Source organism: Gemmiger qucibialis (assembly GCF_027689445.1).
GTDB classification, from domain to species: domain Bacteria; phylum Bacillota; class Clostridia; order Oscillospirales; family Ruminococcaceae; genus Gemmiger; species Gemmiger qucibialis.
Genome location: NZ_JAQFEN010000008.1, coordinates 47,322 through 70,681, shown reverse-complemented (window position 1 = coordinate 70,681; position 23,360 = coordinate 47,322). Strand labels below are relative to the sequence as shown.

Annotated in this window: 20 protein-coding genes; 10 read left to right on the top strand and 10 right to left on the bottom strand. The window is 57.5% G+C overall.

All coding sequences use genetic code 11. The annotated features are described in order from the left end of the window. The first annotated feature begins 5 nt into the window (after nucleotides 1–5). From atpF to trxA, 6 genes are all read left to right on the top strand, one after another. On the top strand, nucleotides 6–497 hold the full coding sequence (gene atpF / locus PG062_RS11730; protein ID WP_114000546.1) for a F0F1 ATP synthase subunit B: 492 nt from the start codon (nucleotides 6–8) through the stop codon (nucleotides 495–497). After that, on the top strand, nucleotides 487–2,241 hold the full coding sequence (gene atpA / locus PG062_RS11725) for a F0F1 ATP synthase subunit alpha (protein ID WP_114000547.1): 1,755 nt from the start codon (nucleotides 487–489) through the stop codon (nucleotides 2,239–2,241). The genes atpF and atpA overlap by 11 nt, the downstream gene beginning before the upstream one ends. After that, entirely contained in the window at nucleotides 2,228–3,115 is an 888-nt protein-coding gene (gene atpG / locus PG062_RS11720) for an ATP synthase F1 subunit gamma (RefSeq protein WP_270752427.1), read from the top strand. The genes atpA and atpG overlap by 14 nt, the downstream gene beginning before the upstream one ends. Before the next feature lie 79 nt (nucleotides 3,116–3,194). After that, nucleotides 3,195–4,595: a F0F1 ATP synthase subunit beta gene (atpD, locus tag PG062_RS11715; protein WP_114000549.1), complete on the top strand. Its 1,401-nt coding sequence runs from the start codon at nucleotides 3,195–3,197 to the stop codon at nucleotides 4,593–4,595. Then, entirely contained in the window at nucleotides 4,595–5,002 is a 408-nt protein-coding gene (gene atpC, locus PG062_RS11710) for an ATP synthase F1 subunit epsilon (RefSeq protein ID WP_270752426.1), read from the top strand. The genes atpD and atpC overlap by 1 nt, the downstream gene beginning before the upstream one ends. Before the next feature lie 306 nt (nucleotides 5,003–5,308). Continuing rightward, complete coding sequence (trxA, locus tag PG062_RS11705; RefSeq protein WP_270752425.1) at nucleotides 5,309–5,620, top strand: thioredoxin; 312 nt, start codon at nucleotides 5,309–5,311, stop codon at nucleotides 5,618–5,620. Between the two features lie 653 nt (nucleotides 5,621–6,273). Here trxA and PG062_RS11700 read toward each other — a convergent pair. From PG062_RS11700 to PG062_RS11655, 10 genes are all read right to left on the bottom strand, one after another. Beyond that, nucleotides 6,274–8,337, bottom strand: a complete 2,064-nt coding sequence (locus PG062_RS11700) for a beta-galactosidase (RefSeq protein ID WP_270752424.1) — start codon at nucleotides 8,335–8,337, stop codon at nucleotides 6,274–6,276. A gap of 134 nt (nucleotides 8,338–8,471) precedes the next feature. After that, complete coding sequence (locus tag PG062_RS11695) at nucleotides 8,472–9,371, bottom strand: sugar ABC transporter permease (RefSeq protein ID WP_333559420.1); 900 nt, start codon at nucleotides 9,369–9,371, stop codon at nucleotides 8,472–8,474. Next, nucleotides 9,368–10,813 carry a carbohydrate ABC transporter permease gene (locus PG062_RS11690; protein ID WP_270752423.1) on the bottom strand — a complete coding sequence of 482 codons (1,446 nt, stop codon included), beginning with the start codon at nucleotides 10,811–10,813 and terminating at the stop codon, nucleotides 9,368–9,370. The genes PG062_RS11695 and PG062_RS11690 overlap by 4 nt, the downstream gene beginning before the upstream one ends. Before the next feature lie 119 nt (nucleotides 10,814–10,932). Further along, nucleotides 10,933–12,249, bottom strand: a complete 1,317-nt coding sequence (locus PG062_RS11685; protein ID WP_270752422.1) for an extracellular solute-binding protein — start codon at nucleotides 12,247–12,249, stop codon at nucleotides 10,933–10,935. 315 nt (nucleotides 12,250–12,564) lie between these two features. Beyond that, on the bottom strand, nucleotides 12,565–13,569 hold the full coding sequence (locus PG062_RS11680; protein ID WP_270752421.1) for a LacI family DNA-binding transcriptional regulator: 1,005 nt from the start codon (nucleotides 13,567–13,569) through the stop codon (nucleotides 12,565–12,567). A gap of 308 nt (nucleotides 13,570–13,877) precedes the next feature. Continuing rightward, on the bottom strand, nucleotides 13,878–14,039 hold the full coding sequence (locus tag PG062_RS11675) for a hypothetical protein (RefSeq protein WP_270752420.1): 162 nt from the start codon (nucleotides 14,037–14,039) through the stop codon (nucleotides 13,878–13,880). 177 nt (nucleotides 14,040–14,216) lie between these two features. Continuing rightward, on the bottom strand, nucleotides 14,217–14,987 hold the full coding sequence (locus PG062_RS11670) for a tRNA threonylcarbamoyladenosine dehydratase (protein WP_270752419.1): 771 nt from the start codon (nucleotides 14,985–14,987) through the stop codon (nucleotides 14,217–14,219). A gap of 163 nt (nucleotides 14,988–15,150) precedes the next feature. Next, nucleotides 15,151–16,479: a GH1 family beta-glucosidase gene (locus PG062_RS11665; protein ID WP_270752418.1), complete on the bottom strand. Its 1,329-nt coding sequence runs from the start codon at nucleotides 16,477–16,479 to the stop codon at nucleotides 15,151–15,153. A 261-nt stretch (nucleotides 16,480–16,740) separates the two neighbouring features. Next, nucleotides 16,741–18,423, bottom strand: coding sequence for a phospho-sugar mutase (locus PG062_RS11660; protein ID WP_270752417.1), 1,683 nt, complete (start codon nucleotides 18,421–18,423; stop codon nucleotides 16,741–16,743). Between the two features lie 160 nt (nucleotides 18,424–18,583). Next, a complete protein-coding gene (locus tag PG062_RS11655) occupies nucleotides 18,584–19,120 on the bottom strand; it encodes an ECF transporter S component (protein ID WP_199488121.1) in 537 nt (178 codons plus the stop codon). A gap of 398 nt (nucleotides 19,121–19,518) precedes the next feature. Here PG062_RS11655 and PG062_RS11650 point away from each other — a divergent pair, with 398 nt between their 5' ends. The 4 genes from PG062_RS11650 to gluQRS all read left to right on the top strand — a co-directional run bounded on the left by PG062_RS11650 (nucleotide 19,519) and on the right by gluQRS (nucleotide 23,275). Continuing rightward, nucleotides 19,519–19,926, top strand: coding sequence for a DUF3842 family protein (locus PG062_RS11650; RefSeq protein WP_114000918.1), 408 nt, complete (start codon nucleotides 19,519–19,521; stop codon nucleotides 19,924–19,926). Between the two features lie 252 nt (nucleotides 19,927–20,178). Further along, the gene (yfcE, locus tag PG062_RS11645; protein WP_270752416.1) at nucleotides 20,179–20,742 is read left to right on the top strand and encodes a phosphodiesterase; all 564 of its coding nucleotides are present in this window, start codon (nucleotides 20,179–20,181) and stop codon (nucleotides 20,740–20,742) included. A gap of 284 nt (nucleotides 20,743–21,026) precedes the next feature. Further along, entirely contained in the window at nucleotides 21,027–22,334 is a 1,308-nt protein-coding gene (locus PG062_RS11640; protein ID WP_114000920.1) for a M18 family aminopeptidase, read from the top strand. Then, nucleotides 22,331–23,275 carry a tRNA glutamyl-Q(34) synthetase GluQRS gene (gluQRS, locus tag PG062_RS11635; RefSeq protein WP_270752415.1) on the top strand — a complete coding sequence of 315 codons (945 nt, stop codon included), beginning with the start codon at nucleotides 22,331–22,333 and terminating at the stop codon, nucleotides 23,273–23,275. The genes PG062_RS11640 and gluQRS overlap by 4 nt, the downstream gene beginning before the upstream one ends. Nucleotides 23,276–23,360: the final 85 nt, after the last annotated feature.

Genomic DNA, 23,360 nt, shown 5'->3' with positions numbered 1-23,360 from the left:
AAACGATGCTGACACTGAATTTGAATATTCTGTGGACGGTCGTCAACATTCTGGTTCTGTTTGTTCTGCTGCGCAAGTTTTTGTATCGTCCCGTTATGAACGTGATTGAGCAGCGCCAGAAGCAGATCGATGATGCGATCGCCGATGCAGAAGGCAAAAAGAACGACGCACAGGCTGTTTTGGCACAGGCGCAGGATAAACTGCAGAATGTGGATACCGAAGCTGCCCAGCGCCGCGAAGCCTACGAAAAGCAGGCTGAAAAAGAGAAAGAGCAGCTTTTGCAGGACGCCCAGCGCCAGGCAGATGCGATTGTGGCCGAAGGCAAAGCCGCTGCCGAAGCAGAGCATGCCCGCCGCCTGCGCGATGCCAATGCTGAAACTTCCGCCCTGGCCCGCGATATGTGTGAAAAGCTGCTGGCGCGCAACCTGACGCAGCAGGACGATGCACGCCTGCTGGATGACCTGCTGCAGAAAGCGGGGGACAGCAATGGCAAGTGAATTCAGCCGCGAGTTTTTCTCCGCCAACCGCATTGTAAAGGCCGACCTGCACTGCGCCCGCCAGCCGCGGGAACAGGACCTTGATAAGATCAAGGCCGAGCTGAAATCCCTGTACGATGCAACCGAAGTCCTGCTGGATGTCAGCGTGGATGAAAGCCTGCTTTCCGGCTATGTATTGCAGGTGGGCGACCGTGTGTTTGATAACTCCGGCCGCCATGCCCTGGACCAGATGACCGGCGACAAGCCCGACCTGGCCACCCTGAAGACCCGCGTGGAGGATTACAAGCCCGCCGCCAACACCGCCGAGGGAGGCACGGTTGTGTCCGCTGCCGACGGCATTGTTACCGTTGAAGGCATGGACCGCGCCGTGTACGGCGAGATTGTCACCTTTGAAAACGGTGCCAAGGGCATGGTGGAAAGTGTTGAGCCTTCCCACCTGGGCATTATGCTGTTTGATGGTGCCGAATCCGTCGGCGTGGGCACCCTGGTGACCCGTACCGGCAAGCGCGCCGGTATCCCCGTCGGCGAAGCTTTCCTGGGCCGCGTCATCAACCCGCTGGGCGAGCCCATCGACGGCAAGGGTGCCATCGAAGCCGTTGGTTACAACCCCATCGAGAAGCAGGCCCCCGGCATTCTGGAGCGCCAGAGCGTGGACACCCCGCTGCACACCGGCATTCTGTCCATCGACTCAATGTTCCCCATCGGCCGTGGCCAGCGTGAGTTGATCATCGGCGACCGCCAGACCGGCAAGACCTCCATCGCCACCGATACCATCCTGAACCAGAAAGATACCGGTGTGCTCTGCATCTACGTTGCCATCGGGCAGAAGGCTTCCTCCATTGCCCGCGTGGCCGAGGACCTGAAAAAGCATGGCGCTATGGGCTACACCACCATTGTGGCCGCCACCGCCAGCGACAGCGCCCCCCTGCAGTACATTGCCCCGTATGCCGGCACCGCACTGGCCGAATATTTTATGGCCCAGGGCAAGAGCGTGCTGATCGTCTATGACGACCTTTCCAAGCACGCCGTGGCATACCGTGCCATTTCCCTGCTGCTGCGCCGCTCCCCCGGCCGTGAGGCTTACCCCGGCGACGTTTTCTACCTGCATTCCCGTCTGCTGGAACGTTCCTGCCGTATGCGGGACGACCTGGGCGGCGGTTCCATCACCGCACTGCCCATTGTTGAAACCCAGGCAGGCGATGTTTCCGCCTACATTCCCACCAACGTTATTTCCATCACCGATGGCCAGATCTTCCTGGAGACCGCACTGTTCAACGCAGGCAACCGCCCGGCTGTCAACGTTGGCTTGTCGGTTTCCCGTGTCGGCGGCGCTGCCCAGACCAAGGCCATGAAAAAGGCCAACGCCAACCTGCGTATCGAGCTGGCCCAGTACAAGGATATGGAATCCTTCTCGCAGTTCAGCTCTGACCTGGACGCTGAGACCCGCCGCCAGCTGGAACACGGCAAGGCTTTGATGGAACTGCTGAAACAGCCGCTGTACCAGCCCAAATCCGACGCCGAGCAGGTCGTTTTGCTGACCCTCGCCGCCCACGGCGTGCTCGACGAGATCAAAACCGGCGAGCTGCGCCAGAAAACCTCCGCATTTGTGCGTCAGTTCCGTACGGACCCGTCCGGCGTGATGGACGAGATCCAGGCTTCCGGTAAGCTCAGCCCCGAACAGGTGCAGACCATCCTGAACGCCTGGAACGCATTTGCGGGAGGCGATGCCCATGCCATCCACTAAGCTGCTCAAGGAGCGTATTGAGAGCATTCAGGACACCATGAAGATCACCAATGCCATGTACCTGATCTCCTCCTCCAAGCTGCGCAAGGCACGCAAAAATTACCAGGCGGTTTCGCCTTACTTTGAGCGCATGCAGATGACGATGACCCGCGTGCTGCCCCACCTGCCGGAAGAACCGGTCCACCCGTTCTTCCACACCCGCAACCCGGAATCTCCGCGCCGCGCCTATCTGGTGCTGACGGCGGACAAAGGCATGGCCGGTGCGTACAACCAGAACCTGCTCAAGTTTCTGAAATCGCACTGCGGCGATGACCCCAAGGCCCGCTTTTATGTGGTGGGCCAGACCGGCTACCGCGCCCTGCTGCACAAGGACCCCCGCCTGGTGGAAGATTTTCTGTACAGCGGCCAGGCCCCCACATTGCAGCGCGCGCGTGACATCACGGCGGACATGATCGATACGTTCAAGGCGGATGAGGTGGATGAGGTTTACCTCATCTACACCAAGATCCAGAACGCCCTGACCGCTGAACCGGTCATGCTGCAGCTGCTGCCGCTGGAACGCTCCCACTTTGCGCCGCTGCCGCCCGCACTGGGCGATCCCCATGGCGAGGTTGAGCTGTTCCCCGATGCGTGGTCGGTGTTCAAGCAGATGGCCCCCATCTACATGCACGGCATGATCTTCGGTGCCATGACCGAGAGCTATTGCGCCGAGCAGAGCGCCCGCATGACCGCCATGGATTCCGCCACCAAGAGCGCCACCGATATGATTCACGCGCTCCAGCTGGAGTATAACCGCACCCGCCAGGGTGCAATCACCCAGGAGATCACCGAGATCATCGGCGGTGCTTCTGCTGTGCAAACCAGCGACTATTAAACTTTTTGCACTGTATCCCCTATCGGGATACAATATTCAAACATTTATCTACTTCTGAAATTAAGGAAGAGGCTATCGTATGACACAGGGAACAATTATTCGTGTAGCAGGCCCCGTGGTGGACGTTCAGTTCACCGAGGGCAAGCTGCCTGCCCTGCAGGAAGCGCTGACAGTGACCGCTGAGGGCACCGAGCGCACGATGGAAGTAACGCAGCATGTGAACGAAACCACCGTTCGCTGCATTATGCTTTCTGCCAGCGAGGGTCTTGGCAAGGGGATGACCGTGAACGCACTGGGCCACGGCCTGACTGCCCCGGTGGGCGAAGCCACCCTGGGCCGCATGTTTGACCCCCTGGGCCGCCCCATTGACGGCAAAGGCCCCATGGCCGCAGACGTCCCTACCTGGCCCATCCATCGCAAGGCCCCCGGCTTTGAGGACCAGAAACCTGCAACCGAAATTCTGGAAACCGGCATCAAGGTCATTGACCTGCTGGCACCGTATGCCAAGGGCGGCAAGATCGGCCTGTTTGGCGGCGCCGGTGTTGGCAAAACCGTGCTGATCCAGGAGCTGATCCACAACGTAGCCACCGAGCACGGCGGCTACTCCATCTTTACCGGCGTTGGCGAGCGCAGCCGTGAGGGCTGTGACCTTTGGGGCGAAATGAACGCTTCCGGCGTTCTGAACAAGACCGCCCTGATCTTCGGCCAGATGAACGAACCGCCGGGAGCCCGTATGCGCGTTGCCGAAACCGGCCTGACCATGGCAGAATACTTCCGCGAGGAAAGCCACAAGGACGTGCTGCTGTTTATTGACAACATCTTCCGTTTTGTGCAGGCCGGCTCCGAAGTTTCCGCCCTGATGGGCCGTATGCCCTCCGCCGTTGGTTACCAGCCCACGCTGGCCAACGAGCTGGGTGCCCTGCAGGAGCGTATCACTTCCACCCGTGATGGGTCCATCACCTCGGTTCAGGCCGTTTATGTGCCTGCCGACGACCTGACCGACCCCGCCCCGGCCACCACCTTTGCCCACCTGGATGCCACTACCGTTCTGTCCCGTAAGATCGTGGAACAGGGTATCTACCCCGCCGTGGATCCGCTGGATTCCACCAGCCGCATCCTGGAAGCGGACATTGTGGGCGAGGAACATTATCGCGTGGCCCGCAAGGTACAGGCTACCTTGCAGCGCTACCAGGAACTGCAGGACATTATCGCCATCCTTGGCATGGACGAACTGGACGACAACGATAAGCTGACCGTTGCCCGCGCCCGCAAAATCCAGAAATTCCTGTCCCAGCCGTTCTTCGTTGCCGAGAACTTTACCGGCCTGCCGGGCAAATATGTGCCCCTGGCCGAAACTGTCAAGGGCTTTGCCGCCATCGTGGACGGTCAGGTCGATGATCTGCCCGAATGGGCGTTCTTCAACGTGGGCACGCTGGACGATGCTCGCAAGAAGGCTGCCGAAAAGGGCGGTGTAGCCTGATGGAAAAGTTCGTTCTGAACATCACGGCCAGCAGCGGCGAGTTTTTCCAGGGCGAGTGCGAAAGCCTGACCCTGCCCACCGCTGACGGCCAGTACGGCGTACAGGCCGGACACAGCCCGGTGCTGGTTGCCCTGGAAATGGGCATCATGCAGTTCACCGTGAACGGCGAAACCCGCAACGTACTGGTGGGCGATGGCATTGCCGAAGTGACCCCCGCTTACGTTGTGCTGCTGGTCGACAGCGCCGAGCGCCCAGAGGATATCGATAAGAACCGTGCCGAGGCCGCCCGCATCCGCGCCGAGGAACGCTTGCAGCACAAGCAGAGCATGCACGAGTATTACCAGAGCAAGATTGCCCTGAACCGTGCCATGCAGCGCCTGCAGGCTACTGCAAAATACAACCGCTGATTACCTTCCAACAAAGTTGCCACCCGTTCTGTGCAGGGGATCCCTGCGCAGAGCGGGTGGCTTTGTTTTATCCTGTATCTGCTTTTCGTCTTAATTTGCCTTACTTGTTATAGTAATTTTATGTCAAAATTAAGATTCAGTCTTTTTCTTGTTGACAAAGCAGCCCAAACTGTGTACAATCAGCAGTAAGGGAATGTCTTTCCCCCTCCCGGCCCATACTATGGTGTAGATACGCCATAACCATGTCCGGCAAACAGCAGCGGAACACGCTGCTTTACAGTCATAATTAAAGGAGGGAACCTTTTTATGGTTACCAAAATCAGCAATAATGATCTTTCCCAGGCCAAAGCACAGGGCGTGGCCGTTCTGGATTTTTCTGCAACCTGGTGCGGTCCCTGCCAGATGCTTGCCCCGGTCCTGCATGAGCTTGCCGATGAAGTTGGCAGCAAAGCCGCATTTTACAGCATTGATGTGGACGAAAACCGCCAGCTTGCCACCGAATACGGCATTTCCAGCATCCCCTGCCTGGTCGTACTGAAAAACGGCCAGGAATCCGCCCGCAGCGTCGGTTTCCTGCCCAAGCAGGCTTTGCAGGATATGTTGGATAAGTATATTTGAGAGATACGCACGGCCTAAAAAGGAGCAGTTCCCCTTCAGCGCAGCGGGCGCACATTGTGCGCCCCTACGGGTGGGGGTGCACCATAAATATTGCCGCACATTATAAAATGCACTGTAGGGAACGGTCTTGACCGTTCCGAAAGCATGAGGAGAATACCATTCTTACTTTTGCTGCTACCTACAACACGATTTGGCTTCCCTTGAGGGAAGCTGTCCGCGCTGCGGACTGAAGGGTGGTTCCTTAAGCAGGGCCTAAATATTTACATTGTCCGCCACCCCGGCGGCCAGAGGGCTCTGTGTCCGCAGATGCATTTCGGAGGCCTCGCCCTACCATGTAATTACCAACAAATGCTCAGTAAATTTTACGCCCGTCCGGGGCGTCGGAGACGCCGCCCCCTACAAGCGTTTATTGCTTCGTTGCAAATTTCCAATGCTCAACGTTGCAATGTTCCCGGCGGGGTCGGGTGACCCCGCCCTACCGGTTATTTTATGTCCGCAATGCATAATAAATTGCGCTGTAGGGAACGGTCTTGACCGTTCTGGCACCACAAAACATCTGCTCAAACCAACCTCGCCGCTCCCTTTCCCCACCTCCAATTCCTAACTCCTAACTAAAAAACGCCATGCTTTCTTCGGAAAGCATGGCGTTTTTCTTATTTCACTTTTTCCTCAATTGCGCAGGCATCATAGGGTTTCAGCTCCATGCTGCCCAAAACGTTTTTGCCGCTCAACAGGTCTGCACCGGATTCCACCTGCACCTTAACTGCGCTCTGGGTGGTGTTGATGTAGAAATGGTAGCGCGCGTTCTCGCTTTCGCGGCAGTGGTATTCCACACCCTGCGGCAGGTCACGCAGGTGCACCTTGGCATCGGCCAAAGCTGCACGCAGCACAGCGGCGTTGCCGGCATCATCCAGGCGCGCACCGATGTAATAAGCGTGCCCCTTGCCGAACACATGGTGGGTCACAGCCGCATGGCCGGAATAGAAATCCTGTCCATACACAGCCACCACCTCGGTACCCTCGGCAGGCTGCAACAGTTCGCAGTAATCCTTGATGCTGCTCTGCTGGCTGCTCTTGACCCAGATGGCACGGTTGCCCTCGCCGGGGTACAGGGTGTCCAGTTCGCTTGCGGTCACGCCAAACACTTCGCGCAGGCCGTCACCGGGGAACCCGCCCAGCCAACACAGGGTGCTTTCATCCACATAGCTCAGCAGATAGGTGGCCACAACGGTGCCGCCGTTTTCCACATATTCGCGGATCTTTTGTGCAAAACCAGGCTTGGTCATAAACAGCATGGGCAGCACCACCAGCTTATAGCGGTTCAGGTCTGCATCCACGCCCACAACGTCGGTTTCCACACCGCAGTGGTTCAGCTGGGCGTACAGCTGGCAGCAGGTTTCGCGCAGATTCTTCTGCTTGATCTGCATGCCCCAGGCGTCATCCAGCGCCCAGCGGTTGTCCCAGTCAAAGATCATGGCCGCGTCCGCTTTGGGCAGGCTGCCGCACACCGGGGTCAGGGCGGCCAGGGCTTCGTTGGTGGCGGTCACTTCGTTGAACACGCGGGTATCATCGCGGCCATCGTGGTCCACAACCGCGCCGTGGAACTGCTCAGAGCCGCCGCGGCCCTTGCGCCACTGGAAGTACTGCACGCCGTCCGCACCACAGGCCACTGTCTGGATAGCGCTCATCCGGTTCACGCCGGGGCGCTTGAGCTTATTATACTCGTGCCAGTTCACCAGGCTGGGGGTGCTTTCCATCAGCAGGAACGGCTTGTCCGGCTTGCAGCCGCGGATCAGCGCATGATCAAACGCCGTCATGCCCGCCGTCACGGTGGTGCTGCGGTCGGGGCGCCCCCAATGGGGGTAACTGTCCCAGCAGACAAAATCCAGCTCTCTTTGCAGCTTGTGGTAGTCCAATCCGGGGAAGTACTCCATCAGGTTCGTGGTAATGGGCACATTGGGGGTTCGCTTGCGCAGGATCGCCGTTTCGCTGTGTACATAGTCCATCATGTTCCAGGTGGTAAAGCGCCGCCAGTCCAGCTTCAGGCCGTTCAGGCTCTGCTCCCCGTTATCAAACGGCGGCTCCACCTCGTCAAAGCTGTCGTAGTGGTGGCTCCAGAAGCTAGTCCACCAGGCATGGTTCAGGGCATCAATGGTATGATACTTTTCTTTCAGCCAGCCGCGGAAGCGCTCTTGGCACAGCGGGCAGTAGCATTCGCCGCCCAGCTCATTGGAAATGTGCCACAAGATCAGGCCGGGGTGGTCGCCCACAGCGTCGATCAGGTGGTTCAGCAGCTCCTCTACCTTCTGGCGGTAGATGGGGCTGGTCAGGCAGTGGTTGTGGCGCATGCCCTGGTGGTCCCGCACACCGTTGGACTGCACGCGCAGCACTTCGGGGTATTTGCGTGCCAGCCAGTTGGGCTTTGCACCAGTGGGCGTTGCCAGCTCGGTATAAATGCCCTGGTCATACAGTCGATCCATGATTTCGCGCAGCCAAGTAAAGTTATATTCCCCCTCGCGCGGCTCATATGCTGCCCAGGCAAACACACCCAGCGTAACGCTGTTCATTCCGGCCTTTTTCATCATGCGGATGTCCGCTTCAAGAATATCCGGGCGGTCCAGCCATTGATCCGGGTTATAATCGCCGCCGCACAGCATCACAGGGGCTTTGGTGATAAAGTTCATCGTGGATTCCCTTTCCTCTACACTGTAAAACATAAAACAAAAATTAGGAATCGGAAACCCGAAAGACGGAACTGGCGGTCTGCACCGAAATTCCTCATTCCTGATTTCCAATTCCTAATTATAGTAGATTCTGCAACTATTGTGCCATGTGCAGTTGATGCAAAGGTTTAGCCCTTTGCTGCACCGGAGGTAATGCCCTCAACATAGAACTTCTGCATGATGACAAACAGGATGGAGATGGGGATAGCCACCAAAACACCGCCTGCGCAGAAACGGGAGAAGTAGCTGTTGACCAAAGCCTTTTGCAGCATGTTGTACAGGCCGATTGCCACCGTCCAGTCCGTCGAAACGCCGGAGTTCAGGATCATCTTTGCCACAACAAAGTCGGTCCACGGCGTCAGGAAGGAGTTGATAATGGTGTACACCAGGATCGGGCGGGACATCGGGATGACGATCTGGAAGAAGATGCGCGCTTCCGAAGCGCCGTCCAGCTTGGCGGCCTCACGCAGTGCCACAGGCACCGTATCAAAAAAGCCCTTACAGATCAGGTAGCCCAGGCCGGAAGAGCCCGCGTATACCATGATCAGACCGGCGTAAGAGTTGGTCAGGTTCATGTACTTCAAAACAAAGTACACAGCGATCATGGCCAGAACGCCGGGGAACAGGTTGACGGTAACGGACAAGTTCTGCAGCAGCTTGCGGCCCTTGAAGCGGCAGCAGCTTATGGCGTAAGCCACCATCAACACAAAGCAGGTGGAGATCACACAGTTAAAGCATGCCACAACCAGGGTGTTCATGAACCAGCGCGGGAACTGTGCAACAGAGTCCGGCTGTGTCATAATGCTGACGTAGTTCCACATGGTAAAGTTTTCCGGCACAAAGCGGGTAAAGTTGATGCCCTTATCGGTGGAGAACGAGGTCAGCAGCAGCCAGGCGATGGGTACCAGCCAGATAAAAGCCAGCAGCGCCAGCACCAGATGGCGGATGACGGAGAAGATGCCTTTTTTCACTTTGCCCTGCTTGAGCTGCTTTTGCACAGCGGCAGAGGGTACAGCAGTGGTACTCAAGAGAACATCGCCTCCTTCTTATTGATAAAGTGGAAGCATACAACCGTAAACACGGCGCACACAATGAACACCATAATGCCCAGCACGGCAGCCATCTTGTAGTTGTAGTAATCCTGCGTCAAGCGGAACAGCCAGGTAACCAGCAGGTCAACTTCCTTTGCGTTGGACTGTGCAAGGGCCTGGTTCTGGGTTACAAACACGTCCTGCGTGAGCAGGTAAATGACGTTGAAGTTGTTGACGTTCTTGACGAAATCCGTTACCAGAGAGGGACCCTGCACGCTGAGCAGGTAGGGCAGCTTGATGCGGAAGAACATCTGCACCGGGTTGGCGCCGTCAATGCGGGCGGCCTCGATCATGTCAGCGGGAATGTTCATCAGCACGCCGGTAGCGATCAGCATCTGGTACGGCACGCCGATCCAGATATTGATCATGATGATGGTAAACATGGCCCAGCCCGGCTGGGTCAGGAACGGAATGTAAGAAAGGCCCTTGTCTACCAGACCAATGTTCTGCAAAAAGCCCGTCACACCGGCATTGCGCATCATGGTGTTGAAAATGCCGTTGTTGGAGAAGAAGTTACGCACCAGAAGCAGCGTAACGAACTGCGGCACCGCAATGGTCACCATGAACAGGGTACGCCAGAACTTGGGGAACTTGGTCTTTTTGTCGTTGATGAACATTGCCATCAAAATGCCGCCAAAGAAGTTGGTAAAGGTGGCAAAGAATGCCCAAACCAACGTCCAGGTTAAAACCTTGGCAAAGGAATAACCAAACGTGGAGGTCATTCCGCCGCCGCCAAACAGGGTAAAGAAGTTGTTCAGCCCAACCCAGGTAAACAGTTCATTGGGCGGCATGTGCTGCTGGTCATAGTTGGTGAACGCAACGGCGATCAGGATGAACAGCGGCACAATGGTGAACACCACAACGCCCAGAACCGGCAGGGTGAGCAGGGTCACATAGAACTTTTCGTTCAGGTAAACGTTGATGTCCTGCACAAAGTTGTTGGTCTTTTTGCCAGCTTCACGGATCTTCTGCAGCTGATAGTTGGAAGATACCACCATCATGGCCGCCGCGATCAGTGCCGCGATCACGATAAAGGAGATCATGCTCATCAGCAGGATCTCAAACGAATTATCGTAATCGTTTACAACGTTTTTCATCGTGGCAACATCGAACACCATCTCCATTTTTACGGTGCCAAGGGTGCCGAACTTTGCCAGGTTGGGTACGCCAAAGAATGCCAGGAAATACAGCGCAAAACCCTGTACAAATGTGACCAGAAGCGCCTTCATCAGCTGGCCGTGGCCAATGTAGCCCAGACCCCATACAAAGAAGGATAGTTTGGTAAAGATATCGCCGTGCACAAAGTCATGACCAAATTTCTGCAAAAAATTGGGTTCCTTTGGTTCCGTGTGCAGGGCCGCAGCAGCGGATTTTGCCACAGGAATCTCTCCTTTCCAACGCGGTTACGCCAAGCGGCCCACACGTGCCCGGCAACCGTTCCGGACCGTTTGTGGGCCGTTGTTTTAGTGTATCAATGCAGCTTTTTTCGTCTTAACAATTACTGGGTAACCGGTGCGGTGATGCCAGCAACAGCATCTTCAATCAGGGTCTGGGTATCCTTGCCATCGGGGTTGCCGTTGACACAGATCTGGCCGAGGGTTTCAGCAGAAGCCCAGTAGTTGCCGCCGACGCGCTGCAGGTTAGCGTACTCAGACTGAGCAACAACAGCGGTCAGAGCCGGAGAAGAAGCGGCTGCCAGAGCATTGGTGTTGGAGGGGCCCTGTGCACGCTGCTGGAAGCGGAGGGTCTCGTTCTCTTCGTTGGTAACGTAATCAGCCAGCAGCATGGCAGCACCAACGTTAGAGCTGTGGGGGTTGACACCGATCAGTTTGAAGCCGGAGAAGGAAGCCATCTGGACCTGCTCACCGTTCAGGGTGTAGGTGGGCAGCTTGCAGGCGGCGTAGTTGTCGCCCCAAACTTCAGCAGCGTCGTTTGCACGCCAGGTACCGTTAACGCCGGCAACCAGGGTGCCGTCCTTCAGCTTGCCGGTGAACTCTTCGTCCTTCAGGGCAATGAAGCCGGGGTTCTTGCAGATATCAATGACAGCCTGGGTAACATCAGCACCCGGTGCTTCGTTCCAGTTGCAGACAGTGTTCACGCCGTCATCAGCCAGGCTCAGGTTCAGGCCAGCGCCAGCATAGAAGCTGTACAGGTACCAGCCGTTAGCAACGTCCATCGAGACTTTCTTGCCTGCGTCGGCTGCCTTCTCCAGCATCGTGTCAAGGCTCTTGACGTCATCCTCGGTGAAGAAGGACTTATCATAGAACATGAAGTATCCGTTATCAGCGGTCAGGGGGTAAGCATACAGCTTGCCGTTCAGGGTTGCAGCGTCAACAGAAGCTGCAGTGTTGCGGCTCTTGATGTCGTCAGCGTTCAGCTGAACTTCCTGCAGGGCACCTGCCTGAACCAGCTCGTTCAGCTGGTCATCAGCAAATGCGTAAACGTCAGCAGCGGCGGTGGGGTCGGTCAGGACGGTATCCTTAGCCTCCTTTTCGGACTGAGCGCCCAGGTTGATGGTGATCTTGCCGCCGTAATTGCCGTATTCTTTGATAAAGTTATCAGCGATGGTGCGCAGCAGTTCCTGGTCTTCCTCGGCGCCCCACATGGTCAGGGTAACGTCGTTGGCGAAAGCAGCGGCTGCAGCCTGCTGCAGAACGTCACCATCGTCAGCTGCGGTGCTGTCGGTGGAGGCGGCTTCGCTGGAAGCTGCAGTGCTGGTAGACTCTGCAGCGGAAGAGGCAGTTGCGGTGTTGCCGCATGCTGCCAGGGACAGTGCCATCAAGGCAGCTGTTGCAAGTGCGAGTTGCTTTTTCATAATCATTCTCCTTCATCTGCTATATCACAAGCTTCTCAAGGTTGCGCATTATCGTTGCGCAACTTTGTTTCACGACTTAAGAATACACGATTCTATTTTCAGTGTCAATGTTCATAACCAACATGTTTTACCATATTTTCTTGTGCATTTTTCACAGTCTGTTACACTTTTGTAACAATGTCGAATTTTGTATACGCAACGCTGCGCAACTTTAGTACAGGCTTTTTAACAACAATCAGCCTTTCCCGGTGCACATGCTGTGCGCGCAGGAAAGGCTGTATCAATCATCATATTTTACAATATTGGTAATATTGTCTATTTTGTGGACTCGCGCAAAATCACCTGATATCCCTGCATCTGGCGCAATGCGATTTGCTTGCCCGCCAAAATATCCAGCAGCATCCGGCATGCCGTGGCGCCCAGGCGCTCGCCGTCAAACTGAGCGGCCGAGATCTGCGGGGTTGAGCTGGTCAACAGCTCACTATCATAAAAGCTGGCCAGTTTCACCTGTTCCGGTACCTTGATGTGCCGGGCGCGCAGCTCCTGCAGCACCGCGACCGCCATGCTGTCGTCCGCGCAGAGCAGGCATTCGGGCTTTTGCTCCAGCGCACCTTCCAATGCATCGATCCGCTGTTCGCTGGTTTCAATGCCCGTCCAAATCAATTTCTGGTCCACCTGCACCCCACAGTCGGAAAATCCGCGCAGGTAGCCGCGCAGCCGGTCCGCGTTGACGGTATAGTCGGTGCAGCCGCCCATATAGGCAATGCGGCGCATGCCCAGCTGCAGCAGCAGGCGGGTCATCTCGGCAGACGCTCCTACCTGGTCGTTATCCACCTGGGGCACCTTATCGTCATCCACGCGGCCAATGGCCACAAAAGGCACATTGTGGCGCTGCAAAGTCTGCACACATTCATCGTGCAGCATCGTACGGGACAAAATCACGCCATCCACCTTGTGGGATTCCAGCTGGCGTTCCAGCTGGCCAACATCGGTTTCTCCCGCATAGCACAGCAGCAGGTCATACCCGCGCTGGGCTGCCATGTTCCACACACCGCCCATGCACTTGCGCAGGAACGGCAAGTCCAGCCGCATAAAATGCTTGGGGATCACCAGCGCAAGGTTGTTGGTTGGGCCCTGCTGCGCAGTGCGCAGCGGCGCAGTTGCATCCTGGCGGCCCTTGCCGATATAATCGAACACACGCGCGCGGGTAGCCTCGCTCACGCGGCCCTTGCCGGATATTGCGCGTGATACCGTTGTTTTTGATATATTCAATGCCTCCGCCACTTCCGCGATGGTCACTTCATCACGCTTACCCGCCATTCAGCACCCTCCTTTTCCCATGTTGCGCAGGCATTGCGCACTAATAACAGCATATGTGTTTGTTGTACATTTGTCAATCTGCAAACAGCACAAAAAAAGCCTGCCAGATTTGGCAGGCTTGCCGCGCAGTACAGCCGTTCCAAGCATAGGCGTATGGCCGCCGCCCGGAATCTCTCCCGAAATTTTTCGTGTATTAAAAATTCTGTTGGGAGCATAGGGGCGCACATTGTGCGCCCCACGCCTTGACATAGCAACGCATATTTATGTCATGCACATGGCAAACGTCCGTTGGTGAACACTGTTCACCCTTACGGAGCATCTTTGTTTTCCTGACGTTTTCGATAGGTGTTGTGCTGCTTATGGCAACACCGCACAATTCCCGCCTTGCGGCTTAAGCACCGCTCCGGCAGCTGCGGCACGGCATCTGCGTTGCCAAAATGCTCGATAATGTCGGGTTGCGGTACCCGCATCGTGCTTCGGGGGGCAAAAGCCCCTCGCACTCTGCGACCGCTGCCCCTGCTTCGGTTCGCTGTTTCCGCCACTGGCGGCGCTCACCTTTGCAGCATCCAGTATTATCTGCGCTTTTGGCTTGGCATCTGCCGCACCTCGCTCGCCGTATCGGCACTTAGAATTATACGGTGTTGCCCTTATTTTTTCTGCGGTTCGCCGTTGGCAATATCGCGCACAACCTCACCCGCAATGATCAGCCCCGCGGCGGCGGGCACAAAGGCGTTGCTGCCGGGAACCTGGCGGCGCTGGGTACATTTGCGGGCCGTGTTGGGCGGGCAGATGCAATGAGTGCGGCAGCTGATGGTCATATCTTCAATGGGGGTCAGTGCAGGCTCTTTGGAGTATACCACCTTCAGGTGCTTGACCCCGCGCTTGCGCAGCTCGGCGCGCATTACGCGGGCCAGCGGGCAGACGGAGGTATCGTAAATATCCGCAACCTCCAGGGCGGAAGCATCCAGCTTGTTGCCCGCGCCCATGCAGCTGATGATGGGCGTGCCCGTTGCCTGCGCCTGCATGACCAGTTCCAGCTTGCCCTTTACCGTGTCGATGGCATCGACCACATAGTCGTACTGGCTGAAATCGAACTGGTCGGCGGTGTCTGGCATGTAGAACGTCTTGTAGGTGTTCACCACGGCGTCCGGGTTGATATCATGGATGCGCTCTTCCGCCACATCCACCTTGTATTTGCCCACCGTTTTGCGGGTGGCCAGGATCTGGCGGTTCAGGTTGGTCAGGCAGACCTTGTCGTCATCAATCAGGTCCAGCGTGCCAATGCCGCTGCGTGCCAGTGCTTCCACCGTATAGCCTCCAACACCGCCAACGCCAAACACGGCCACACGGGCGTTGTACAGGCGCTCCATTGCCTCCTTGCCAAACAACAACTGCGTTCTTGAAAACTGATTCAGCATACTGCCTGCTCCCCCACGGTTTTGTAAATTAACAAACAAATGGGCGGGTTCGCGCCCGCCCAACCTATCAAATCGGTAGTCTTTTCAAATTATAAAGCGCAGCATACAAAAAGTCAAGGGGAAGCCCTGCGCAGAGCTTCCCCCCTGACATATGTTTTGCATTTTACAGCTCGCTGCCGTTTGTGGCGATCACATGGGCGTACCACGCAGCGGAATCCTTGGGGATGCGTTCCATGGTGCGGTAGTCCACATAAATCAGCCCAAAGCGCTTGCTGTAGCCTTCGGCCCACTCATAGTTATCCATGATCGACCAGTAGGTATAACCGATCAGCGGGTAGCCCTCCTGCAAGGCACGGCGGGCGGCCAGCAGGTGGCGGTGCACATAATCAATGCGCTGCGGGTCGTGCACTTTACCGTCCAGCATCACAAAATCTGTGTTGGCCATGCCGTTCTCGGTAATCAGGATGGGCCGGCCATACCGCTGGTTCAAAAAGCGGATGGCCCAATAGATGCAGTCCGGCGTGATGGGCCATTCCATCGCAGTGCGCGGGCTGCCCTGCCAGGTGTTGGCGGTATACTCGCTGCCCGGCTGCTGGGCCGCGCAGGCATTGTAGACGTTAAAGCCCAGGTAATCCAGCGGCTGGTGCAGCAGCTCCAGTTCCTGCGGGGTGAACACATCCGCCCCCAGGGCTTTGGCCATCGGTTCCGGCACCCTGCCCAGCAGAACGGGGTCGCACCACCAGCTGATGGAATAGCAGCCTTCCACCTCCATCGTCCGGCGGTAAGCTTCGGCGATGGCGGCTTCGCTTTCGTCCCCGCAGGGCGAAAACACCGGTCCGGTGGGAGCATACCCCACCTTAGGCGGCAGCTTTGCATACTGGCGGATGGTCTGTACCGCTTTGGCATGGGCCAAAAGTACATGGCGGGTCACGGGGCGCAGGCTGGCCGGTTCATCAAGGAACGGCGCATGCCGCCCCTGCAGATGGCCGATGCCCACAAAGCACTGCGGCTCGTTCAGGGTCATCCAATACTGTACCTGGTCAGACAGGGCTTCCACCACAATTTTGGTGTACGCTGCAAACCAATCCGGGATCTGCGGGTTTTTCCATCCGCCCTGCAAATACAGCGCATACGGCAAATCCCAATGGTACAGCGTTACCATCGGCTCAATGCCCGCGGCTTTCAGCTCCCGCACAAGGCTTTGATAGAACTCAATGCCTTTCTGGTTGATTTTTTCCGTGCCATCGGGCAGGATGCGGGACCAGCTGACCGAGAAGCGGTAGCTTTTCAGCCCCATCTTTTTCATCAGGACCACATCTTCACGGTAGCGGTGGTAGTGGTCACACGCCTGCAAAGGGCCCTCGTTATATTTGGTGTGGCCGGGGTACAGCATATCCCAGATGCTCGGTCCGCGGCCATCTTCATTCCAGGCGCCTTCCACCTGTGCCGCTGCCGATGCCGCACCCCACAAAAAGTCTTTCGGGAATTCCATTTTGTCACCTCTGTGGCTGAGATATTTTATCAATCTATTTTGTGTATCCTAGGGTGTATCTGAAAAAGTAAAAGCATCAAGAAGTCAAAAATTCATAGAGAAATCAGAAATCGCGAAAACCGCATTAGAAATTGTATTTAGGGCAACACCGCACAATTCCCGCCTGACGGCTTAAGCACCGCTCCGGCGGGAATTGTGCGGTGTTGCCCTAATTACTCATTCCTGATTTCTAATTTTTCCTTCCAACTCCTAACTTCCAACTCACTTCATGAGCATTTCCGCCGCCTTCGCCAGCTCCGCGTTTACCGCATCGGCTTCCGCTTCGCTCTTGCCCACGGCGGACAGATACACTTTGATTTTCGGCTCGGTGCCGGAGGGGCGCACCATCAGCTTGTGGCCGCCCGCCAGGTGGTATTCCAGCACGTTGGCGCGGGGCAGGCCGGTGCCATCGGTATCATAATCCGCAACACGCTCCACCGCATAGCCCGCAATCTCTTTGGGCGGGTCGGCGCGCAGAGTCTTCATCAGGTTCTGCATGGTGTACATGCCGGTTTCGCCCTCAAAGGCAAAGCTACACAGAGCGTTGCGGTAATAGCCAAACTCTTTGTACAGCGCTTCAATGGCATCCAGCAGCGTCATGCCCTGCTGGGCATACCAGGCGGCGGCTTCACACACCAGCAATGTGGCGTTCACGGCATCCTTATCCCGCACATGTCCGCCGGACAGGTAACCATAGCTCTCCTCAAAGCCAAAGATATAGCGTTCCACATGGCCCTCTGCTTCCAGCTTGCCGATCTGCTCGCCGATGAACTTAAAGCCCGTCAGGGTGCGGCGCAGCTCCACGCCGTACTTTTTGGCAACCGGCGTTGCCATATCGGTGGAAACAATGGTGGTCACGGCCACGGGATCCTTGGGCATGGTGCCGCGGGCCAGGCGTGTGCGGCAGATATAATCCAGCAGGATAATGCCCATCTCGTTGCCGGTGATCAGCCGGTAGCCGCCCTTGCCGTCCGGCACAGCGGTGCCGCAGCGATCACAGTCGGGGTCGGTACCAAGCAGTAGATCCGGGTGTACTTTATCGCACAGTTCCAGGCCCTTCTGCATGGCTTCGCGGATTTCCGGGTTGGGATACGGGCAGGTGGGGAAGTTCCCATCCGGTGTTTCCTGCTCCGGCACCACCGTCACATGGGTCACACCCAGCTTGGCCAGCAGTTTTTTTACGCACTCCAGGCCGGTGCCGTTCAGCGGGGTGTACACCAGCTTGAGCTGCTCAATGCCGGTGCCATCGCCAACGCGTTGGTCATATACAGCCTGTACAAAATCATCCAGGCATTTGTCGTCAATGCTCACAATGCGGCCTGCCTGCACACCGGCTTCATAATCCACCAGCTTTACGCCGTCAAAGCAGTCCACTTTTTCGATTGCGGCCAGAATTTTATCTGCCACTTCCAGCGTGATCTGGCAGCCATCGGTGCCATACACTTTATAGCCGTTGTACTTGGCCGGGTTGTGGCTGGCTGTAATGCAGACGCCTGCCCCGCAGCCCAGATAGCGCACCGCCCAGGAAAGTGCGGGCGTGGGCTCCAGCCGCGGGTACACGCAGGCGGTAATGCCGTTTGCCGCCAGCACGCGGGCAGCTTCGCGGGTGAACAGTTCGCCGTTATTGCGGCTGTCATGCGCAATGGCGATCTTTTTGGGCAGGTCGGTCGCGTTCAGGTAATCGGCCAGGCCCTGGGTGGCCTTGCGCACCGTGTACAGGTTCATGCGGTTGGTGCCCGCCCCCAGCACACCGCGCAGGCCGCCGGTGCCAAATTCCAAGTCACGGTAAAAACGGTCCGTGATAGCGGCATCATCCCCGGCAATACCGTGCAGTTCTTCCGCCACAGCGGTATCCAGTTCCGGCTGGGCCAGCCAACGGTCATACAGTTCTTTCGCTGTATTCATAACAGCACCTTCTTCCTCAAAGTCAGTTTCAGGAAGTGTTCGTTATTTATCAAACATTTACACAGCCTTTATTATAGCAGATACTTGGCCGCAAAAAAAGCCGCGGCAGGTAAAAATTTTACCAGCCGCGGAAATTATACATTTTGTATTATTCTTTTGTTTACACCGTATCACGCAGCACACCGGCGTGTTCCAGCCCCACCATCACCACGGGGATCAGCACCAGCTGCAACACAATGCCCGGCAGCGCGGTGGCAAATGCACCGGCAATGAACATCTGCATGGTAAAGCCATTGCCGCCAAGGCCCAGCAGCACGGTTTGGGCCACGCCCCACACAGCGCGCCCGGCCAGCATGGCGGGCACCAGCGCCATATAAACGCCCGCCACGCCGCGCTTGTTCAGCTTGGCATACAGCAGGCCGATCACCGCGCCATAGGCAGCCAGCTCAAACGCCATGCCAATGCCGGTGGGGTACAGCACCGGCATGCCAAACAGCAGCCCGCGCAGCAGCGGCATTACCGCGCCAACGGCCAGGCCATACGGCCAGCCGCATACCATGCCGCACAGCAGCACGGGAATGTGCATCGGCAGCAGCATTTTGCCGATCTGCGGGATCTGCCCGGTGATAAGCGGCAGCACCAGGCCCAGGGCCAAAAACAGAGCGGAAAGGGTCAGCTTACGGGTGGATGTTTTCATGATTCAAACTCCTCACATTCTATTTTTTTATTTGATTCCACAGTTTGACAGCAGCAGAACACCATGATACGATGATGGTAAAACAGAGATAAGGCAATACCGCATAATTCTAAGTGCCGATACGGCGAGCGAGGTGCGGCAGATGCCAAGCCAAAAGCGCAGATAATCCCGGATGCTGCAAAGGTGAGCGCCGCCAGTGGCGGAAACAGCGAACCGAAGCAGGGGCAGCGGTCGCAGAGTGCGAGGGGCTTTTGACCCCGAAGCACGATGCGGGTACCGCAACCCGACATTATCGAGCATTTTGGCAACGCAGATGCCGTGCCGCAGCTGCCGGAGCGGTGCTTAAGCCGCAAGGCGGGAATTGTGCGGTGTTGCCCTAAAGAAAGAGGTTTTCTTTTATGGAAATTCTTGTGATTGACGGACAGGGCGGCGGGCTGGGCCGCCAGCTGGTTGCCGCCGTTAAAAAGGCCGTTCCGCAGGCGGTGGTAACGGCCATCGGCACCAACAGCGCGGCCACTTCCGCCATGCTGAAAGCCGGGGCTGACCGCGCTGCCACCGGCGAGAACGCCGTGGTGGTGGGCTGCCGCCGGGCGGATGTCATTTTGGGGCCCATCGGCATTGTGATGGCCGACGCCCTGCTGGGCGAAATCACCCCCGCCATGGCGCAGGCCGTAGCCCAAAGCGATGCCCGCCGCATCCTGATCCCCGCCAACCGGTGCGATACCCTGGTGGTTGGGGTGAGCGCCCCCATCGGCACCCTGGTGGAGCAGGCCGCCGCGGCCGTGCTGGACGGCTGCCGGAACTAAAGCGTATCGGAAAACCGCATAAAAATCCACAAAAACAAAATGCAGAAAATATCCCGTCCCCCTGCTGGGGAACACGATACCTTCTGCATATCTATCATCAAAGCAATATCAAGTTGTCATCTACCATACGGTGCAGCATGCACCAGGATGTTGGGCGCTTCTGCGCCGCAAGGCCGGTTTCCTGCCGGTCGATTGATATTATTATAGTATAAGGCAGTGTGCTGCGTCAAGCCCACCGCCGGAGGAACTGCCATGAAACTGATGATTGCATCCGACCTGCACGGTTCGGCTTTTTATTGCAGGCAGCTGCTTGCCGCCATGGAGCGCGAGCAGCCGGACAAGCTGTTGCTGCTGGGGGATATTCTATACCACGGTCCCCGCAACGACCTGCCGGAGGGCTATGCCCCCAAAGAGGTAATTGCCATGCTGAATCCCCTGCGGGAGCGGCTGCTGTGCGTGCGCGGCAACTGCGATACCGAGGTGGACCAGATGGTGCTGGGCTTCCCGATTTTGGCCGACTATGCCCTGCTGTATGCCGGTTCCCGCACAGTGTTTGCCACCCACGGCCACCATTACAACACGGCCTGCCCGCCGCCGCTTGCCAAGGGGGATATTTTGCTGCACGGCCACACCCATGTGCCCGCCTGGCAGGAATTTGGCAGCGGCAATTTGTATCTGAACCCTGGTTCCGTTGCCATCCCGAAGGAAAACAGCGCCCATTCCTATATGATGCTGACCGATTCCGGCTTTGCCTGGAAAGATCTTGAAGGCAGCATATACCATACACTCGCATTGGATTGCCCAAACTGCGGTTGAATCAATCGCTTGTGCGGTGTAAAATAAAGTGGGGTGGGATTCTTTTGTCCCACGCGCCAACAACCATACAGATTTCATCATATAAAGGCAATACCGCATAATTCTAAGTGCCGATACGGCGAGCGAGGTGCGGCAGATGCTAAGCCAAAAGCGCAGATAATACTGGATGTCTTATCGAGCATTTTGGCAACGCAGATGCCGTGCCGCAGCCGCCGGAGCGGTGCTTAAGCCGTAAGGCGGGAATTGTGCGATGTTGCCTAAACATAAAAGGATGGTTCTATCCCATGCAAATTGAACAGCTTTTTGATTTTCTGCACCGGTCAGTGTCGCCGTTCCACGCGGTACACACTGCAGCCCAGCTGCTGGATGCCGCCGGTTACACCCGCCTGGAGGAAGCCGAATACTGGAATTTGGAACCGGAACACGGTTATTATGTGACCCGCAACGAAAGTTCCATCATTGCCTGGCGGGTGCCTGCCCACGCCATTGGCGGCTGGCGCATTGCTGCCAGCCATTCCGACTCCCCCACCTGGCGCATCAAGAACACCAACGTGAACGCTGCGGGCTGCATCAAGCTGAACGTGGAAGGCTACGGCGGAATGATTATGTCCACCTGGCTGGACCGTCCGCTCTCCGCCGCCGGGCGTGTGCTGGTGCGGGATGAAGCCGCCGGTACGCTGGAAAGCCGTCTGGTGGACCTGGACCGTGATCTGCTGGTCATCCCATCGCTGGCCATCCACATGGACCGCACGCTGAACAGCGGCCACGCCTTTAACCCCCAGGTGGACATGCAGCCCCTATACGGGCTGGAGGGTTCCAAGCCCTTCCCCGCCCTGCTGGCTGAGGCCGCCGGTGTGAAAGAAGAGGACATTGTGGACTTTGACCTTTCGCTTTACACCCGCCAGGCACCCACCCGCATTGGGCCGGACGGCGAGCTGTTCATGGCCCCCCGCATTGACGACCTGGAGTGCGCCGCCACCACCCTGTACGGCTTTTTGGACGCCGCCCCTGAGACCGACAGCGCTTGCGCCCCGGTCTGGGCAATGTTTGATAACGAAGAAGTGGGCAGCAGCACCCGCCAGGGCGCAGACAGCAGCTTTTTGCGCGATGTGCTCGACCGCATCCTGAATGCGATCCCCCACAGTGCCCAGGCACAGGCCCAGGCATTTGCCAACAGCTTTGTGCTCAGCGCCGATAATGCCCACGCCGTTCACCCCAATTTTGCTGATAAGGCTGACCCCTGCAACAAGGTCATTTTGGGCAAGGGTGTTGTGGTCAAAGTCAATGCCAGCCAGAAATACACCACCAGCGGCCTGACCGGCGCGATTTTTAAGGAGATCTGCCGCAAGAACAACGTTCCTGTGCAGGTGTTTGCCAACCGTGCCGACCTGCCGGGCGGCAGCACGCTGGGCAACCTGCAAAGCCATACCGTGCCAGTTCCCATGGTAGATATTGGCCTGGCCCAGCTGGCCATGCACAGTGCGGTGGAAACCGCCGCGGTGGCCGATGCTGACGCCATGGTGCGGGCCGTTGCCGGGTTCTACCGCGTCCACCTGCGCAGCCTGGGCGATGCCCGCTATACGCTGGAATGAGCAGCACAGTCGGGCGCTATGCGCCAAGCCCCAGCGGGCGGATGCACCTGGGCAACCTGTGCTGCTGCCTGCTGGCGTGGCTTTCGGCCAAAAGCAGCGGCGGCAAGGTTGTGCTGCGCATTGAGGATCTGGATGCCGTGCGCTGCCCGCGCGAATTTGCTGATCTGCTGGAAGCCGACCTTGCCTGGCTCGGCCTTGCTGCAGATGAAGGCGGCAGCAAGGGCGGCCCTCGCGGCCCCTATTACCAGAGCGAGCGCAGCGCTATCTATGAAGAATATTACCAAAAGCTGGTGCGCAAAGGGCTGGTTTACCCCTGCTTTTGCAGCCGCAGCCAGCTGCACGCCGCCGATGCCCCCCACCGCTCCGATGGGAAGGTGGTATACGCCGGGACCTGCCGGAACCTGACGCCGGAAGAGATCGTTCTGCGCACCGCCAGGCGCAAGCCAGCCTGGCGGGTGATGGTGCCGGACGAAACCATTTCCTTTGTGGACGGCCACATGGGCCCCTATGCTGAGAATCTGGCGCAGGACTGCGGGGATTTTTACCTGCGGCGGGCGGACGGTGTGTTTGCCTACCAGCTGGCCGTGGTGGTGGATGATGCCCTGATGGGCGTTACCCAGGTAGTGCGCGGGGCAGACCTTTTGTCCAGCACGCCGCGCCAGCTGTGGCTCTACCGGGAACTGGGCCTGCCCGCGCCGGAATTTTATCACATGCCGCTGCTGCTGGCCGTGGATGGGCGGCGGCTTTCCAAACGGGATGGGGACGAAAGCCTGGAGCATTTACAGGCGCGCTATACGCCGGAGCAGATCATTGGCCGTTTGGCCTATGCCTGCGGGCTGCAAAACGCCCCGGACCCCCGCACCCCTGCCGAGCTGGCCGACGGCTTCAGCTGGCAGCGCGTGCCGCAAAACGACATTATTCTGCCGGAAGGTCTGTTTTAATGGTAGGGGTGTGCCGTCAGGCACCCCGGCCCAATCATCGGCTTTCTTCCACCAACATCTCCTGACGCTTGCAACTCTTATTTGA

Coding starts and splice junctions, on each gene's coding strand:
- PG062_RS11640 (WP_114000920.1), top strand. CDS start 21,027: ATGCAAATTGAACAGCTTTTTGATTTTCTGCACCGGTCAGTGTCGCCG.
- atpA (WP_114000547.1), top strand. CDS start 487: ATGGCAAGTGAATTCAGCCGCGAGTTTTTCTCCGCCAACCGCATTGTA.
- PG062_RS11670 (WP_270752419.1), bottom strand. CDS start 14,987: ATGCTGAATCAGTTTTCAAGAACGCAGTTGTTGTTTGGCAAGGAGGCA.
- PG062_RS11650 (WP_114000918.1), top strand. CDS start 19,519: ATGGAAATTCTTGTGATTGACGGACAGGGCGGCGGGCTGGGCCGCCAG.
- atpD (WP_114000549.1), top strand. CDS start 3,195: ATGACACAGGGAACAATTATTCGTGTAGCAGGCCCCGTGGTGGACGTT.
- PG062_RS11660 (WP_270752417.1), bottom strand. CDS start 18,423: ATGAATACAGCGAAAGAACTGTATGACCGTTGGCTGGCCCAGCCGGAA.
- PG062_RS11655 (WP_199488121.1), bottom strand. CDS start 19,120: ATGAAAACATCCACCCGTAAGCTGACCCTTTCCGCTCTGTTTTTGGCC.
- PG062_RS11700 (WP_270752424.1), bottom strand. CDS start 8,337: ATGTTTTACAGTGTAGAGGAAAGGGAATCCACGATGAACTTTATCACC.
- atpG (WP_270752427.1), top strand. CDS start 2,228: ATGCCATCCACTAAGCTGCTCAAGGAGCGTATTGAGAGCATTCAGGAC.
- PG062_RS11675 (WP_270752420.1), bottom strand. CDS start 14,039: ATGCGGGTACCGCAACCCGACATTATCGAGCATTTTGGCAACGCAGAT.
- atpF (WP_114000546.1), top strand. CDS start 6: ATGCTGACACTGAATTTGAATATTCTGTGGACGGTCGTCAACATTCTG.
- gluQRS (WP_270752415.1), top strand. CDS start 22,331: ATGAGCAGCACAGTCGGGCGCTATGCGCCAAGCCCCAGCGGGCGGATG.
- PG062_RS11685 (WP_270752422.1), bottom strand. CDS start 12,249: ATGAAAAAGCAACTCGCACTTGCAACAGCTGCCTTGATGGCACTGTCC.
- trxA (WP_270752425.1), top strand. CDS start 5,309: ATGGTTACCAAAATCAGCAATAATGATCTTTCCCAGGCCAAAGCACAG.
- yfcE (WP_270752416.1), top strand. CDS start 20,179: ATGAAACTGATGATTGCATCCGACCTGCACGGTTCGGCTTTTTATTGC.
- PG062_RS11680 (WP_270752421.1), bottom strand. CDS start 13,569: ATGGCGGGTAAGCGTGATGAAGTGACCATCGCGGAAGTGGCGGAGGCA.
- atpC (WP_270752426.1), top strand. CDS start 4,595: ATGGAAAAGTTCGTTCTGAACATCACGGCCAGCAGCGGCGAGTTTTTC.
- PG062_RS11665 (WP_270752418.1), bottom strand. CDS start 16,479: ATGGAATTCCCGAAAGACTTTTTGTGGGGTGCGGCATCGGCAGCGGCA.